The following is a 14,135-nucleotide window of genomic DNA, read 5'->3' as shown; positions in this document are numbered from 1 at the left end:
CACGCAGCCGTCGTCCGCCGAGATGTTTTTCGATCCCCTGTGCCCGTGGGCCTGGATGACCTCACGCTGGCTCATGGAGGTCGCCGAGGTGCGCAACCTCGACATCACCTGGTCGGTCATGAGTCTGTCGGCGCTGAACGAGGGGCGCGATGGGCTGTCCGAGAGCTACCGAGGCATGCTCGACAGCGGCTGGGGCCCGGTCCGTGTGGTGATCGCCGCCGCACGAGATCACGGTGACAAGGTCAAGAAGCAGCTGTATGACGCGATGGGGGCCAGGTTGCATCCGGGCGGGCGCGGTGACACACCGGACGACCTGCGCCAGGTCATCGTCGAGGCGCTGGAGGACGTCGGTCTGCCACCGGAGCTGATCGACTGTGCGGCCAACGTGCCCGGCGACGAGATCGACATCGAGCTGCGCGCATCCCACCAGCGGGCCATGGACCTGGTCGGTGACGAGGTCGGCACACCCGTCGTGTCCGTCGGCGATGTGGCATTCTTCGGTCCGGTGGTGACACCCGCACCCAAGGGCGAGGCCGCGGGGCAGCTGTGGGACGGCTGCCTCCTGGTCGCCGGTACCCCGGGCTTCTATGAGATCAAGCGGACCCGCGTCAAGGGCCCCGACTTCAGCTGAGAGGACACGAGCACATGCGCGTACACGTCGGAGGGGATCACGCTGCCTACGAGCTGCAGCGTGCGCTGGTGACCTGGTTGGAGCAGGAGGGTCATGACGTGGTGGACCATGGGCCGGCGACCTACGACGAGCTGGACGACTATCCGGTGTGCGTGCTGCGCGCGGCGCAGGGCGTGGCCGCGGACGCGGGATCCCTCGGTGTGGTGCTCGGTGGGTCCGGCAATGGTGAGCAGATGGCCGCCAACAAGGTGCGCGGAGTTCGCGCCGCACTGTGCTACAACGCCGAGCTGGCCCAGCTGGCCCGCCAGCACAACGACGCCCAGGTGGTCTCCCTCGGCGGGCGCTTCACCGCCGTCGAAGAGGCGAAGGCCATCGTGAAGGTGTTCCTGGACACCCCCTTCTCCGGCGTGCAACGCCACCAGCGACGCATCGACATGGTCAACGCGTATGAGGCGGACGGCACCCTGCCCGCTCGAGGCTGACCCTCTCGGCGCCGAAATATTCGTAAAAGGCACCTCGCAAACCCCAAATCCGACGCGGACTTTGCGAAAATGTCCTGCAATCGGTATGGACTTGGTAAAGGCACGCGTTTTTGAGCGATCGTCGGCCTAACGTGCCCACATGGTGATTGACGTCTCTCTAGCGCCTCGGCGGCTGACCCGTCCCGCGCTGCGGGCCGTCGACGCCTCACCCGACCGTCGACCCGCGGTCACCTCCCTGCTCGTCGTCGCGACCATCCTGGCGCTCCTGGCGGGGGTGGCCCTGCCCAGCCCGGCCCTGAGCGTGGCGTACGCCTCGCTCGTCCCCATCGTGGTGACGGCCGGGCTCTTTCTCTCGGCGCGACAGATGGCGGGCGTCTTCGGTGCGGTTCTGATGGCGGCGCTCGCTCTGTCGGTGGTGGGTGACCATGCCATGCGGGACAACTATGTGGGCGGCCTTCTGGTGACCATGACGCTGCTCATGCTCGTCGACCACCGGCGGTCGCGCGCCGGGGTGCCCCAGGCGGTCGGCAGCTCGATGCTGGTCGACCTGCGCGAGCGACTGCGCATCCAGGGGCGGCTGCCCATGCTTCCTTCCGGCTGGAGCGTCGAGTCCAGCGTGCAGGCCGCCCACGGTGACTCGTTCTCGGGGGACTTCGTCGTCGGGAACACCCCGACGCCCGACCGCTTCGAGGTCGCGCTGGTCGATGTCTCAGGCAAGGGCACGGCCGCGGGCACCAGGTCGCTGCTGGTTCGAGGAGCGTTCGCGGGGCTGCTCGGTGCGTTGGAGCCGGACCGCTTCCTGCCGGCGGCCAACGACTACCTCGTGCGGCAGGGCTGGCCGGAGGGATTTGCGACGGCGATTCATGCCTCCATCGACCTGGTCACCGGCGACTACACGGTCGGCTCGGCAGGGCATCCGGCCGCGGTGCACTTCCAGGCCGGGTGCGGTCAGTGGACGCCGGTGCGCGGCACCTCCGGAGTGCTGCTGGGCGTCCTCGAGGGCCAGGGGAGCGAGGACTTCCCCCGCACCAGTGGCCGTCTCGAGCGCGGGGATGCGCTGCTGCTGTACAGCGACGGAGTGATCGAGATGCCGGGTGTCGACATCATGCAGGGACTGGATCGAATGCTCGGGTATGCCGATCGTGCCGTCGCGACGGGGCTGCCCGGCGCTGCCGCCCGGATCTGCGCCTCGGCGCGGGCGGGCGAGACCGATGACCGTGCGGTCGTGCTGATCTCGCGAGGGTGAGATCTAGCGCAGCAGTGTGCCTACTGCCGCGCCGCAGAACGCCGCTGCCAGCCCGACGGCCACGCTGAGCGCGGCGTTGCCGACTGCCAGTCGCGGCGCGCGGCCGTCGGCGAGGCGCACGATCTCGTAGGCGAAGGTCGAGTACGTGGACAGCGCGCCGCAGAAGCCGGTGCCGACAGCCAGTCTCACGGGTGTGCTGCCCACCGCCATGACGACGCCGAGGACGAAGGACGCAATCACGTTCACCGTCAACGTGCCCCACGGGAAGTCGGCCCGGTGCCGTGACTGCACATAGCGGTCCGTCAGGTAACGGGTCGGCGCGCCGACCATGCCGCCGACAATCACAAAGACCCACGTCATGCCGCACCCGTAGAGTCCAGGACGACCAGTCGAGTGACGGTCTCGGCCGCCCACACCGCGAAGACGGCCGCGGCCAGCGTCGCGACGAGATAGGCAAGTGCGGTGACCCAGTGGCCGCCCTGGAGGAGGTGCTGAGCGTCGACCTCGTAGGTCGAGAAGGTGGTGAAGCCGCCGAGGACCCCGGTGCCGAAGAACGGCCGCACCAGGGGGTGGACCTGCCACTTCTGGGTGATGAGCACCATGAAGACACCCATGATGGCGCACCCGATCACGTTGATCAGCAAGGTGGAGACAGGGAAGTGGCCGGCCGTCGTCGGCCACGCCAGGCCGACCGCATACCGGGAGACCGCGCCGACTGCGCCACCACAGGCGATGACGGCGACCGGGAGCGCCTGGTGATGCAGGAGACGTTCGCGGCGGGTTGGGGGCGCCCCATCGGGGTCCACCCTGCCTGCGGCCGTGAAGGGGGATGGGTCGTTCACTGATCTCCTACTCGTCATCGGCCGGGGCCGCAGGGAAGTTTATCCACGCCGGCCCACTGGGCGCTGAGCTCGTCGTCACGAGCGGGAAACGCGTCGGGTCGGCATCCGACGGTCAGGCTCGGCACGGGGTTCGGAAGATCCTCGCGAGGTCGTCCGGAGGATGCTCCGAGGCGGCGGCGGTGATGATCTCGTTCGCCCGGAGGTCGTAGGGCGCGGTAAGGCGTTCACGGCATGGAGCCTCTCTGTCAGAGGTGCCATCAGCTCGGTGCGGTTCGGACATCGATGTCCGGGCGGGCTCCATCGCCTACCTACTCATTCAATCAAGGCTCCTGAGCTGCGGCAACCTCGGGCTCGGCCGGCCACTGCGGTTGTGACGGGGTCCACCGGCGTCAATAATGAGACGGCAGCTGTGCCCGGGACGACGGCCCCGGACGTCGAAGGTAGGTCCCATGAGCACCGATCGCACGGGTGAGCCGACCCGCACCGGACCGGTCGTGGTCGGCTATGACGACCAGCCTGCCGGGCGGCACGCGCTGACGTATGCGGTGGACCTGGCGACCAGGCTCGACGTCATCCTGCGCGTCGTGCACGTGATCGAGTTGGGTGACTTCCCGGTGGATCCGGACTCCAGCTCATGGGACGTGCAGATGCACGAGCACGAGCGACTCCTGGCCGACGAGGTGCACCGTGCGGTGTCCTTGCCGGACGTGCAATGGGCGTACGAAACGGTGCGCGGCGACCCCTGGTACGCGCTGATGGCGGAGGCGGACCGCTTCGACGCCTGGCTGGTTGTGGTCGGACAGCACACGCATGCGCACGCGATCGGGACGGTCATCGGACGGGTGCTCGGCAGTGGCAGGTCGGCCACGGTGGGGTCCAGCCTGGTCCGCCACAGTCGGCATCCGGTGCTGGTGGTGCCATCACCGCCTGGCCACGACGCCATCGGCCGGCATGAGTGAACGGTGAGAGCAACAGGCCCGGGAGCAACTGCTCCCGGGCCGGTCAAACCTGCGAGGTCTTACTGGCCGGCGTTGCCACCGTCGGCGTTGCCACCGTCCGCGTTGCCACCGTCCGCGTTGCCACCGTCGGCGTTGCCACCGCCGAACTTGTCCGAAGCGAACTCCTGGCCCTTGTCGATCTGGTCGGAGTACTTGCCCCCGGTCTTGTCATCGGCGAAGTCGCCGGCCTTGTCGATGCCCTCGCCGACCTTGTCGGGGTTGTCGCTGGCGAACTCGGAGGCCTTGTCCTTGGCGCTGTCAAACAGACCCATGAATTGCTCCTTCTCTCGGGTCGCACCAGCTTTTGTCCGGTGCGGTTGGTTCCCACCATAGAGGCACGAGACGCCAGGTCAAGCCCTGCAGGGTCAGCAGATTACTCGCGAGTTCGTCAGCATCCGGCACGTCTCGGCGGCCGGATCCGGTCGGCGAGAACCGGCGCGGCCGGGGCCGGCGAAGTGCCGACCCCGGCCAGGGGAGCGGGTGACGAGAATCGAACTCGCGTAGCCAGTTTGGAAGACTGGGGCTCTACCATTGAGCTACACCCGCGGGAGCACAGAACCTACCCTGCCGGACCCGTCCGAGCGAGGCCGGGGGAGAGGCTGTGCCAACGAGGCGCTAGCCTACTGCTCCAGGTCACGCCCCCCAAACCGGTGGTGTGTTCCTACGGGGTATGGCGCAGCTTGGTAGCGCGTCCGCTTTGGGAGCGGAAGGCCGCCGGTTCGAATCCGGCTACCCCGACCGTTACGATGGTCGCAAAGTAGCGATGTACCTGTGCGCTGCCGTGCGGCTTATCGGCCGTGGCAAGACCACGATGGGCCACCATCGAGACATTTCCGACAACACCTTGGAGTACGTGCAGTGAAGAGCGCCGTCGAGACCCTCAACCCGACCCGGGTCAAGCTGACCGTCGAGGTCCCCTACGAGGAGCTCAAGCCGAGCATCGATGCGGCCTACACCTCGATCGGCAGTCAGGTCCAGGTCCCCGGATTCCGCAAGGGCAAGGTTCCCGCCCGGATCATCGACCAGCGCGTCGGGCGCGGCGCGGTGCTGCAGGAGGCCATCAACGAGGCGCTGCCCGGGTTCTACGGGCAGGCGCTGCAGGAGAACGACGTACAGCCGATGGGCCAGCCCGAGGTCGACGTGACCCAGGTGCCGGCCGATGACAAGCAGGACTTCACGTTCACCGCCGAGGTGGACGTCGTCCCCGAGTTCGAGCTGCCGGCCTTCGAGACCATCAAGGTCGAGGTCGACCCGCTGGAGGTCACCGATGAGGACGTCGAGGCCGAGATGCAGACCCTGCGAGAGCGCTTCGGCACCCTCGTGGCCGCAGACCGGCCCGCCGCCACCGGGGACTCCGTGACAGTCGACCTGATCGCCACCATCAACGACGAGCCGATCGACGACGTCACCGGCGTTGCGTACGAGGTGGGTTCGGGCAACATGCTCGACGGGATGGACGCGGCGATCGCCGGCATGTCGGTCGGTGAGTCCAAGACGTTCACCACGGCGCTCGCCGGTGGCGAGCATGAGGGTGAGGACGCCGAGGTGACCGTCACGGTCCAGGCCGTCAAGGAGCGCGTCCTGCCCGAGCTCGACGACGAGTTCGCCCAGCTGGCGTCCTCGCACGACACCTTCGCCGAGCTCAAGGGCGAGATCAGCGAGCAGGCCGAGTCGACCAAGCGCTTCGAGCAGGGTGTGCAGGCTCGGGACAAGGTGCTCGACTACCTGCTGGAGAACGTCGAGATCCCGCTGCCCGAGTCCGTCATCGAGGCCGAGGTGCACCAGCACCTCGAGGGTGAGGACCGGCTGGAGGACGACGAGCACCGCGCCGAGGTCGACGAGCAGGCCCGCAAGTCCCTCAAGACCCAGCTGATGCTCGACAAGATCGTGCGCCAGGACGAGATTCAGGTCTCGCAGGAGGAGCTGATCGAGTACCTCATCATGTCCGCGCAGCAGTACGGCATGGACCCCAACCAGTTCGCTCAGGCGCTCGACCAGCAGGGTCAGGTGCCGGCCGTGATGGGTGAGGTTGCCCGCCGCAAGGCACTCGCCACCGTGCTGGAGACCGCCAAGGTCGTCGACACCAATGGCGCCGAGGTCGACCTGAAGGCCCTCGAGATCGAGGTCGACGACGCCGACGACGCCGCCGCCGCCGACGACGCCGCCGACGACGACGCCGCCGACGACGACGCCGCCGACGACGACGCCGATGACGTCACGCCGGAGTCCGATGCGGATGCCGCGCAGCGCGAGACGGTCGCCGACAAAGCCTGACGCAGTCGCACCGGAACCTCCCTCACCAGTGGTGGGGGAGGTTCTTGCGCTCAGGGCGAACACCGCCCCGACCGGGGACGAAGTCCGAGCGGCGTGACGTTAGGGTCCAGTGAAGGAAGCACGCACGACCTACACAGATGGAGACACACGGTGCCGAACACCAAGGAGCCGTCGATGGCGACCGAGCGCCCGGTCGCCGGTCTCGACGACCAGATCTACAACCGCCTGCTCAAGGAGCGCATCATCTTCTTGGGCTCGGATGTGCGCGACGACAACGCGAACGCGATCTGCGCGCAGCTGCTGCTACTGGCTGCCGAGGACCGCGAGAAGGACATCTGGCTCTACATCAACAGTCCAGGCGGATCGATCTCGGCCGGGATGGCGATCTTCGACACGATGAACTGGATCCCCAACGACGTCGCGACCGTGGCCATGGGTATGGCCGCGAGCATGGGTCAGTTCCTGTTGTCGGCGGGCACTCGTGGCAAGCGCTATGCCACCCCGCACGCCCGGGTGATGATGCACCAGCCGTCCGGCGGTATCGGGGGCACGGCCTCCGACATCAAGATCCAGGCGGAGCAGCTCATCTTCATCAAGAAGCAGATGGCCGAGCTGATTGCCGAGCACACCGGTCAGAGTGTCGAGCAGATCTCCACGGACTCGGACCGCGACCGCTGGTTCTCCGCCGAGGAGGCCAAGGACTACGGCTTCGTCGACCACGTCTTCGAGAGCCAGGCCGACGCACCAGGAAGGAGCAGCTGATGAGCCCGTCGATCTACCCCTACGGAGCCCCGATGAACACGTCACAGATGCACGGCGGGATGCAGGTCCCCGTGCCGTCGAGCCGCTACATCCTGCCTCAGTTCGAGGAGCGCACCTCCTACGGGATGAAGCGTTCCGACCCCTACAACAAGCTCTTCGAGGACCGCATCATCTTCCTCGGGGTGCAGGTCGACGACGCGTCGGCCGATGACCTGATCGCCCAGCTGATCGTGCTGGAGAGCCAGGACCCGGACCGCGACATCACCATGTACATCAACAGCCCCGGTGGATCGTTCACCGCGCTGACCGCGATCTACGACACGATGCAGTACATCCGCCCGGACGTGCAGACGTTCGTGGTCGGGCAGGCCGCGTCCGCCGCGGCCGTGCTGCTGGGTGCCGGCGCTCCCGGCAAGCGGTTCGCGCTGCCCAACGCGCGGATCCTCATCCACCAGCCCGCGATGGAGGGCACCGGCGGGATGGCCTCCGACCTGGAGATCACCGCCAACGAGGTCTTCCGGATGCGGGAGTGGCTGGAGGAGACCCTGGCCATGCACACCGGCCGCAGCGCGGAGCAGGTGCGCACCGACATCGAGCGCGACAAGATCCTGACCGCCGCGCAGGCCAAGGACTATGGTCTGATCGATCAAGTGCTGGACAGCCGCAAGGCGTCCGACGAGGACTGAGGAGATCGGCAAAATGCCGTGCGCGTCCGGGCCTTCGGTTCGGGCGCGCACGGCATTTCTGCGCGCTCGGCAGCCACGCGGTGGTCGCGAGTTTGCGCCATCAGCGGACAGCCGTGACCTTTGGGTCGACACCGGGATTCAATAAGGCCAGAACGTCATCTTGCAAGGTAGCGTCGGGCAGGACATTGAGGGCGTCAGTCGACGTCCGTGGGCAGGAAGGAAGCGCACGTGGCACGGATCGGAGAAGGCGGCGACCTGCTGAAGTGCTCGTTCTGCGGAAAGAGCCAGAAGCAGGTCAAGAAGCTCATCGCTGGGCCAGGGGTGTACATCTGCGATGAGTGCATCGACCTGTGCAACGAGATCATCGAGGAAGAGCTGAGCGAGACCTCGGAGCTGGGCCTGGAGCACCTGCCGAAGCCGCGCGAGATCTTCGACTTCCTGGAGAACTACGTGGTCGGCCAGAACCCGGCCAAGCGGGCGCTCGCGGTGGCCGTCTACAACCACTACAAGCGGGTGCAGGCAGCGGAGCAGGCGGTGGGCAAGAAGGACGGGCAGGCGATCGAGATCGCCAAGTCCAACATCCTGCTGATCGGCCCGACGGGCTGCGGCAAGACCTACCTGGCACAGACGCTCGCCCGCATGCTGAACGTCCCGTTCGCCATTGCTGACGCGACTGCTCTCACCGAGGCGGGATATGTCGGCGAGGACGTCGAGAACATCCTGCTGAAGCTGATCCAGGCCGCGGACTTCGACGTCAAGAAGGCCGAGACCGGCATCATCTACATCGACGAGGTCGATAAGGTCGCCCGCAAGAGCGAGAACCCGTCGATCACCCGCGACGTGTCCGGAGAGGGCGTGCAGCAGGCCCTGCTGAAGATCCTGGAGGGCACCACGGCCTCCGTGCCGCCGCAGGGTGGTCGCAAGCACCCGCATCAGGAGTTCATCCAGATCGACACGAGCAATGTGCTGTTCATCGTCGGTGGGGCATTCGCCGGTCTGGAGAAGATCATCGAGGCACGGGCCGGCAAGCAGGGACTCGGTTTCGGATCCGAGTTGCGCAAAGCCAAGAACACGATGCAGAGCTACAGCGACGTGCTGCCGGAGGACCTGATGAAGTTCGGGCTGATTCCCGAGTTCATCGGACGGCTGCCGGTCATCACCACGGTCGAACCGCTGGACAGCGCGGGCCTGGTGTCGATTCTCACCGAGCCGCGCAACGCCCTGGTCAAGCAGTACCAGCGGATGTTCGAGATCGACGGCGTCGAGCTCGAGTTCACCCCGGATGCCCTCGAGGCGGTCGCCGAGCAGGCGATGCTGCGTCGCACCGGTGCCCGCGGGCTGCGCGCGATCGTGGAGGAGGTGCTGCTACCGGTGATGTTCGATGTCCCCAGTGACGACGACATCGCCCGGGTGGTGGTCACTCGTGAGGTCGTGCTGGACAACGTCAACCCGACGATCGTGCGCCGCGAGACTGCTCCCAAGCGCAAGCGTGAGACGCGCCGCGAGTCGGCCTGACCACTTTTGTAGAAGTTTCAGCGCAGGTTGCACGTGGCGCGCGACGAGGATTGCCCGCGACCGGGCCAGACGCACGACAAGTGGACTCGCGGTCGACGTATGGCGCGTCGGCGATCGCTGGCAGCCGATTGGCGTTCCGGTTGCATCGAGATCGCAATTTTCGGCGCTACCCGTCATCCAGATCGCAATTCTCCGTCCTTCCACCCTGTTGAAGGGCGGAGAACTGCGATCTCGACGAGGCAGGTCGCACCCCTGGATGGCCGAGGCCGGTTGGACAGACATCTTTTGTCCGCTCTACTCGGGGTCGCCGTCGTCCGGTGCGAACAGGCGCGGTAGCAGGGCTGCGCCCACCATGAGGGCGATCACCAGGGCCGCGGCGACATAGACGGTCCCACGGGGTGGCTCGCTCGAGATGGCTACGCCGGCCGCCCCGATCAGTGCCGTGCCGGCGGCGACCCACAGGGTGCGCCGCAGCCAGGTGACCAGGACCCGCCGGGGCACGGGCGCCTCGGCGGGTCCGAGCGTGGCCAGGGTCAGCGCGGACTGGACAGCGAACAGCTCCACCGCGATGGGCACGCACCATCCGCTGGAGGGTGATGCGCCGCTGACCAGCCACAGCAGGACCGTGCAACCGACGAACACCAGCATGGAGAACAGGTCATTCACCGTCGTCAGCACCGCCAGCCCGGCCACGATGACGGCGATCAGCACGACGACGTTCACCTGACCCGCCAGGGCGACCGTGCCGACCAAGAAGGCGGTCATCCCGACGGCGAACAGCCGCAGCCCGGTCCGATGCGGGTGCGGCGGCGGTCCGCCCCGGCCGCGCCCGACCCAGCCGAACAGGGCCGCGAGGTACCGGCCGATCGTGCTTCCGCCAGGTGCGGAGCCCTTCACCGCCGCACCGCCCGTGGGGGCCGGCGAGACAGCTGCAGCAGGACGTGGTCGAGGCTCCCGGGGCCACGCCAGGAGACGACAGGTGCTCCGTGCTGCTGCAGCGCGCGGATCTCCTGCGCGCGTTCCATCAGGCGTAGGCGTAGTGCCAGGTCGGTCAGGACGTCGGAGTCCGCCCCGACGTCGACGTTGTCCGGCAGAGCGTCGACCACGACCAGCGGGCGCCCTCGTTGGGCCACCTCGGCGGCAATCGCCAGCATCTCCGGGTTCATCAGCGGTGAGATCAGGATGATCAGTGCGCCGGCGGCGGAGTTCAGGTGCAGCCCGTGGCGTGGAAGAGCGCGCACGCCGGCGCTTTCGACGGTCATCAGCGTGTCGGCTATGCGCTGGTACTGAGCGGCGCCGGCCGCGGGTCGGATCCGCTCGCTGCGGACCGTGCCCAGGGCACGGACACCCACGCGTTCACCTCGGGTGAGGAAGTGGCCGGCGACGGCGAGCGCACAACGCATACCCAGGTCCAAGGAGCTGTCCACGCCGGAGTCTGCACGCGACTGCCCGAAGTCGGAGGAGGCGTCCAGGAGGATGAGCACCTCGGTGTCCTGTTCGGCGTACGACGTGCGGACGTGCAGCTGGCCCGTGCGGGCGGTGATCGGCCAGCTGATGCGGCGTAGCCGGTCACCCGTGCGAAACTCTCGGATCTCGGCGAACTCACTGCCGTCACCCATGCGCCGGCTGCGATTCTGCCCGACGAGGCCGATGGGGTGCGGTAGGGCTGCCTTGCCGGTGAAGGCCTGCGGTGCCGGCCGCACGGTCAGGGGGGTGCCCGCCGTGTCGAACGGTCCGGCGATGAACCCGCCCCACGGACTGAGAAAGTGCGTGCGGGCGGGGAAGATGGTGCGTCGACCCCAACGGGCCGGAAGCCAGCGGACCGACGCCGTGGCGCACCCACCGGTGGGCAGGTCGATCAGGACGCCGTTCGCCGGATCGGTGCGCACGCAGTCGTCCGCGCCCAGCGTGGTGATCATCTGCTCGGCGCTCTCGTCGACGTCGTCGAACGTCCAGTCCCAGCGCTGGGCGACTCCTTCGACCGGGGTCTTGCTGGTCACCGATTCGGGCCTCGGGCGGGGGACCTGGGAGGGGCGGGTGGCCAGGCACCAGCCGGTGACGATGGCGAAGGGGGTGCCGATCACCAGCAGGTCCAGCCGGTGCAGCACCAGCGCCGCGCCGATCAGCACGCCCGCCAGCAGACTGACCTGCAGAAAGGCGAAGGTGGGGGTCCAGCGCCCCGGCGGGCGCTCGGTGGACAGGGCAGGCACGAGGGTCTCAGCGCACCGGGGCGGCGTGCGACGCCGGCGCGGGCACACTGTCCAGTAGCGTCTGGATGATGCTGCTGCCGGTCAGCTCACTCATCCACAGCTCGGGTCGCAACGACACGCGATGGGCCAGCACGCTCACGGCCACACTCTTGATGTCCTCCGGCACCACGTAGTCGCGACCACGGATCACCGCCACCGCGCGTCCGACCAGCAGCAGAGCCAGCGATCCGCGGGGGGACGCCCCGATCTGCAGCTGCGGATGCGCACGGGTGGCGCCGGCCAGTCGCACGCAGTACGCCGCCACGGTGGGCTCGACCTCGATCCGTTCCACGGCGGCCTGCATACCCAGCAGCCCGGTCGTGTCCGTCACCGGGTCGAGCATGATCTCCTCGCGCTGCCGGGCCACCCGCCGCTGCAGCACGTCCAGCTCCTCCTCCTGCGTCGGATAGCCGAAGCTGACGCGGGTGAGGAACCGGTCCAGCTGTGCTTCCGGCAGCGGGTAGGTGCCCTCGTACTCGACCGGGTTGGCCGTGGCGATCACGTGGAACGGGTGCGGCAAGGCGAAGGTGGTGCCCTCGATGGTGACCTGGTGCTCCTGCATCGCCTCCAGCAGGGCCGCCTGGGTCTTGGGTGGTGTCCGGTTGATCTCGTCGGCGAGGAGCAGTCCGGTGAACAGGGGGCCCTCTCGGAAGGTGAACTCCCCGGTGCCCTGGTGATAGATGAACGAGCCGGTCAGGTCGGAGGGCAGCAGGTCCGGGGTGAACTGGGCGCGGGCGAAGGACAGGCCCAAGGTCTGCGCCAGGCTGCGGGCCGCCAGGGTCTTGCCCAGTCCGGGGTTGTCCTCCAGCAGGACGTTTCCGCCGGCCAGGATGGTGGCGAGCACCACCTCCAGTGGTCGGCGCTTGCCGACGACTGCGAGGTCGACGCGGTCGAGGATCTCCGTGGCGAGACTGGTCGTCTGCGCGGCGGACAGGTGCGGGACTTCGGGGCTGTCGGTCACAGGTGCTCGATTCGTTCGACGAGGTCTTGAAGCTGGCGGAGTCTCAGGTGCGGGGCGGGGTCGGCAAACAGGTAGGCGCGCAGATCGGTCGCTCGTCCGTCGAGGGTGGACCGCAACTCGGCAAGGGTGTTGACCTGTCGGCCCGGGCTCGCCTGCAGCTGATCGCGGGTGACCTCACGCATCAGCTCCTGCAGACGGCGCGCATTCAGGTCGGCGTTGGGCTTGTCCTGGGTGTCCACGGCACTCTCGAGGTTGCGCCGGATGAAGCGCAGCCGCCCGTCGGTGCGGTTCGGTTGCCGCGTGCTCATGCTGGGGCGATGCCATACCGGCGCAGGCCACGGGGACTGCGGTGACGTGTAGGCGGAGTACGCCAGCATGACGAATCCGACGATGCCGAAGAGCCCGAGCGGTTGCGGGTGCAGGCCCAACCAGAGGAACAGGAGGTATAGGAACGCCCAGGTTGCCACGAGGGTGAGGATGCGTCGCGTGGTGAGGGTGCCGCGGAACCAGGTCGTCACGTCGTCACCCTGCCGCTGCCGCGCGCACGAGAGGCCGCCTGCAGAGACGACTCGAGCGCCTCCAGTGCGTCCCGCGCCGCCGCGCGGTCGTCTTCGGTGATCTCGTGGCTGGAGTATCGAGCACGACGGTAGACGCGGCCCAACCGTGCCAGCGCGTCAGAGTCGGCATCCAGCTCGTCGATCACCCGGATCACCAGCTCGGCGGACGTCTCGCTGGCCCGCAGCGGAACACCAGCCTCCTCGACACTCTGTTCGAGGCTGATCCAGGCGTCGATGATCGCGTTCCGTGGTGTGCCCACCGTGAGCGACGACCGCTGTGTCGACACGGCCTGGGTCACCTCGTCGAGAACGTCTGGAATCGGGCCTTCATCCGGCCGGCGTCGCTGGAAGTGACTGAAGGGGTTGTGGAACCGGCGGACGGCGCGAGCCGCGACTCCCGCCAGCAGGATCACCAGCAGCAGCGCCACCACTCCCATAATCGCGGAGAAGGTGTAGGAGACCAGGTGGGAGGCGTGCCCGTTCGGCCGTGCCGAGAACGGGCTGCCGGGCCCGCCGCTGGCGGGTCGGATCGGATGGATGGTCTTCAGATGAATGGCCGGTCCCGGTGGGTTGTGGGTCGGGGCCACGAAGAACGGTTCGTAGTGCGAGCTGACGGTGAGCACACACAGGATCAGGAACAGTGCACTTGCGATGCCGACCACGGCACCCCGCCGGCCCAGGATCGAGCCGGCCCGCGCGTGACGTTCCGAACTCCCCACGGCTGCCAACCTAGTACGGATAGAGAACCTTCGGGGTCGGGGGAGGTCACGCGGGCATCACGAAGGGCGTCGATGGGGTGCGAGCAGCCGGCTACGGTGTCAGCCGAAGTCGTATGCCGCACTCGTCCGTCGTCTCATTGTCCTTCGCCTCGCGAGTTGCCACGCTGCAAGCACGCCGCACAATCCCCGGGAGGCGGGGACAGCGACCAGACA

The 14,135-nt window shown here is 67.8% G+C and carries 16 protein-coding genes and 2 tRNA genes; 9 read left to right on the top strand and 9 right to left on the bottom strand.

Translation table 11 applies throughout. The features are described from left to right. The first annotated feature begins 22 nt into the window (after positions 1-22). The 3 genes from FGL98_RS05545 to FGL98_RS05535 all read left to right on the top strand — a co-directional run bounded on the left by FGL98_RS05545 (position 23) and on the right by FGL98_RS05535 (position 2,359). Complete coding sequence (locus tag FGL98_RS05545; protein WP_281289153.1) at positions 23-631, top strand: mycothiol-dependent nitroreductase Rv2466c family protein; 609 nt, start codon at positions 23-25, stop codon at positions 629-631. Between the two features lie 14 nt (positions 632-645). After that, positions 646-1,113 carry a ribose-5-phosphate isomerase gene (locus tag FGL98_RS05540; RefSeq protein ID WP_146315734.1) on the top strand — a complete coding sequence of 156 codons (468 nt, stop codon included), beginning with the start codon at positions 646-648 and terminating at the stop codon, positions 1,111-1,113. Between the two features lie 139 nt (positions 1,114-1,252). Then, positions 1,253-2,359: a PP2C family protein-serine/threonine phosphatase gene (locus FGL98_RS05535; protein ID WP_146315733.1), complete on the top strand. Its 1,107-nt coding sequence runs from the start codon at positions 1,253-1,255 to the stop codon at positions 2,357-2,359. A gap of 3 nt (positions 2,360-2,362) precedes the next feature. Here FGL98_RS05535 and FGL98_RS05530 read toward each other — a convergent pair whose 3' ends face one another. Further along, the gene (locus FGL98_RS05530) at positions 2,363-2,719 is read right to left on the bottom strand and encodes a fluoride efflux transporter FluC (protein ID WP_146315732.1); all 357 of its coding nucleotides are present in this window, start codon (positions 2,717-2,719) and stop codon (positions 2,363-2,365) included. Continuing rightward, positions 2,716-3,201 carry a fluoride efflux transporter CrcB gene (gene crcB / locus FGL98_RS05525; protein ID WP_222432028.1) on the bottom strand — a complete coding sequence of 162 codons (486 nt, stop codon included), beginning with the start codon at positions 3,199-3,201 and terminating at the stop codon, positions 2,716-2,718. Before crcB ends, FGL98_RS05530 begins: the two co-directional genes overlap by 4 nt. 449 nt (positions 3,202-3,650) lie before the next feature. On the opposite strand from crcB, the gene FGL98_RS05520 reads away from it, so the two are divergent. Then, a complete protein-coding gene (locus tag FGL98_RS05520; protein ID WP_186525993.1) occupies positions 3,651-4,160 on the top strand; it encodes a universal stress protein in 510 nt (169 codons plus the stop codon). Between the two features lie 59 nt (positions 4,161-4,219). Here the strand turns inward: FGL98_RS05520 and FGL98_RS05515 are convergent, their stop codons facing one another. Both FGL98_RS05515 and FGL98_RS05510 read right to left on the bottom strand, forming a co-directional pair. After that, on the bottom strand, positions 4,220-4,471 hold the full coding sequence (locus FGL98_RS05515; RefSeq protein WP_146315729.1) for an antitoxin: 252 nt from the start codon (positions 4,469-4,471) through the stop codon (positions 4,220-4,222). Positions 4,472-4,674: 203 nt separating this feature from the next. After that, a tRNA-Gly gene (locus FGL98_RS05510) sits at positions 4,675-4,745 on the bottom strand. Between the two features lie 118 nt (positions 4,746-4,863). On the opposite strand from FGL98_RS05510, the gene FGL98_RS05505 reads away from it, so the two are divergent. From FGL98_RS05505 to clpX, 5 genes are all read left to right on the top strand, one after another. Next, positions 4,864-4,937: transfer RNA gene (locus FGL98_RS05505), tRNA-Pro, on the top strand. 120 nt (positions 4,938-5,057) lie between these two features. After that, the gene (gene tig / locus FGL98_RS05500) at positions 5,058-6,473 is read left to right on the top strand and encodes a trigger factor (protein ID WP_146315728.1); all 1,416 of its coding nucleotides are present in this window, start codon (positions 5,058-5,060) and stop codon (positions 6,471-6,473) included. 174 nt (positions 6,474-6,647) lie between these two features. Continuing rightward, the gene (locus FGL98_RS05495; protein ID WP_146315793.1) at positions 6,648-7,235 is read left to right on the top strand and encodes an ATP-dependent Clp protease proteolytic subunit; all 588 of its coding nucleotides are present in this window, start codon (positions 6,648-6,650) and stop codon (positions 7,233-7,235) included. A gap of 32 nt (positions 7,236-7,267) precedes the next feature. Then, positions 7,268-7,921: an ATP-dependent Clp protease proteolytic subunit gene (locus tag FGL98_RS05490; protein WP_146315792.1), complete on the top strand. Its 654-nt coding sequence runs from the start codon at positions 7,268-7,270 to the stop codon at positions 7,919-7,921. Positions 7,922-8,149: 228 nt separating this feature from the next. Continuing rightward, positions 8,150-9,436: an ATP-dependent Clp protease ATP-binding subunit ClpX gene (gene clpX / locus FGL98_RS05485; RefSeq protein WP_146315727.1), complete on the top strand. Its 1,287-nt coding sequence runs from the start codon at positions 8,150-8,152 to the stop codon at positions 9,434-9,436. A 294-nt stretch (positions 9,437-9,730) separates the two neighbouring features. On the opposite strand, the gene FGL98_RS05480 is transcribed toward clpX, so the two are convergent. From FGL98_RS05480 to FGL98_RS05460, 5 genes are read right to left on the bottom strand one after another with little or no spacing between them, the layout of a single operon-like run. Then, positions 9,731-10,333: a hypothetical protein gene (locus FGL98_RS05480; RefSeq protein WP_146315726.1), complete on the bottom strand. Its 603-nt coding sequence runs from the start codon at positions 10,331-10,333 to the stop codon at positions 9,731-9,733. Further along, complete coding sequence (locus FGL98_RS05475; protein ID WP_146315725.1) at positions 10,330-11,646, bottom strand: DUF58 domain-containing protein; 1,317 nt, start codon at positions 11,644-11,646, stop codon at positions 10,330-10,332. Before FGL98_RS05475 ends, FGL98_RS05480 begins: the two co-directional genes overlap by 4 nt. A gap of 7 nt (positions 11,647-11,653) precedes the next feature. Next, positions 11,654-12,646 carry an AAA family ATPase gene (locus FGL98_RS05470; protein ID WP_222432027.1) on the bottom strand — a complete coding sequence of 331 codons (993 nt, stop codon included), beginning with the start codon at positions 12,644-12,646 and terminating at the stop codon, positions 11,654-11,656. After that, positions 12,643-13,164, bottom strand: a complete 522-nt coding sequence (locus FGL98_RS05465; protein WP_146315724.1) for a hypothetical protein — start codon at positions 13,162-13,164, stop codon at positions 12,643-12,645. The genes FGL98_RS05470 and FGL98_RS05465 overlap by 4 nt, the downstream gene beginning before the upstream one ends. After that, entirely contained in the window at positions 13,161-13,922 is a 762-nt protein-coding gene (locus FGL98_RS05460; protein ID WP_146315723.1) for a DUF4129 domain-containing protein, read from the bottom strand. Before FGL98_RS05460 ends, FGL98_RS05465 begins: the two co-directional genes overlap by 4 nt. Between the last annotated feature and the right edge of the window lie 213 nt (positions 13,923-14,135).

The sequence above is a fragment of the Leekyejoonella antrihumi genome (genome assembly GCF_007845645.1).
Classification (GTDB): domain Bacteria; phylum Actinomycetota; class Actinomycetes; order Actinomycetales; family Dermatophilaceae; genus Leekyejoonella; species Leekyejoonella antrihumi.
This window is presented reverse-complemented; position numbering and strand designations above follow the sequence as displayed.

Bases quoted from the DNA above. Each gene is read 5' to 3' on its own strand.
- FGL98_RS05545 (WP_281289153.1), top strand. From the start codon at position 23: ATGTTTTTCGATCCCCTGTGCCCGTGGGCCTGGATGACCTCACGCTGG.
- FGL98_RS05540 (WP_146315734.1), top strand. From the start codon at position 646: ATGCGCGTACACGTCGGAGGGGATCACGCTGCCTACGAGCTGCAGCGT.
- FGL98_RS05535 (WP_146315733.1), top strand. From the start codon at position 1,253: ATGGTGATTGACGTCTCTCTAGCGCCTCGGCGGCTGACCCGTCCCGCG.
- FGL98_RS05520 (WP_186525993.1), top strand. From the start codon at position 3,651: ATGAGCACCGATCGCACGGGTGAGCCGACCCGCACCGGACCGGTCGTG.
- FGL98_RS05515 (WP_146315729.1), bottom strand. From the start codon at position 4,471: ATGGGTCTGTTTGACAGCGCCAAGGACAAGGCCTCCGAGTTCGCCAGC.
- FGL98_RS05490 (WP_146315792.1), top strand. From the start codon at position 7,268: ATGAACACGTCACAGATGCACGGCGGGATGCAGGTCCCCGTGCCGTCG.
- FGL98_RS05495 (WP_146315793.1), top strand. From the start codon at position 6,648: ATGGCGACCGAGCGCCCGGTCGCCGGTCTCGACGACCAGATCTACAAC.
- FGL98_RS05530 (WP_146315732.1), bottom strand. From the start codon at position 2,719: ATGACGTGGGTCTTTGTGATTGTCGGCGGCATGGTCGGCGCGCCGACC.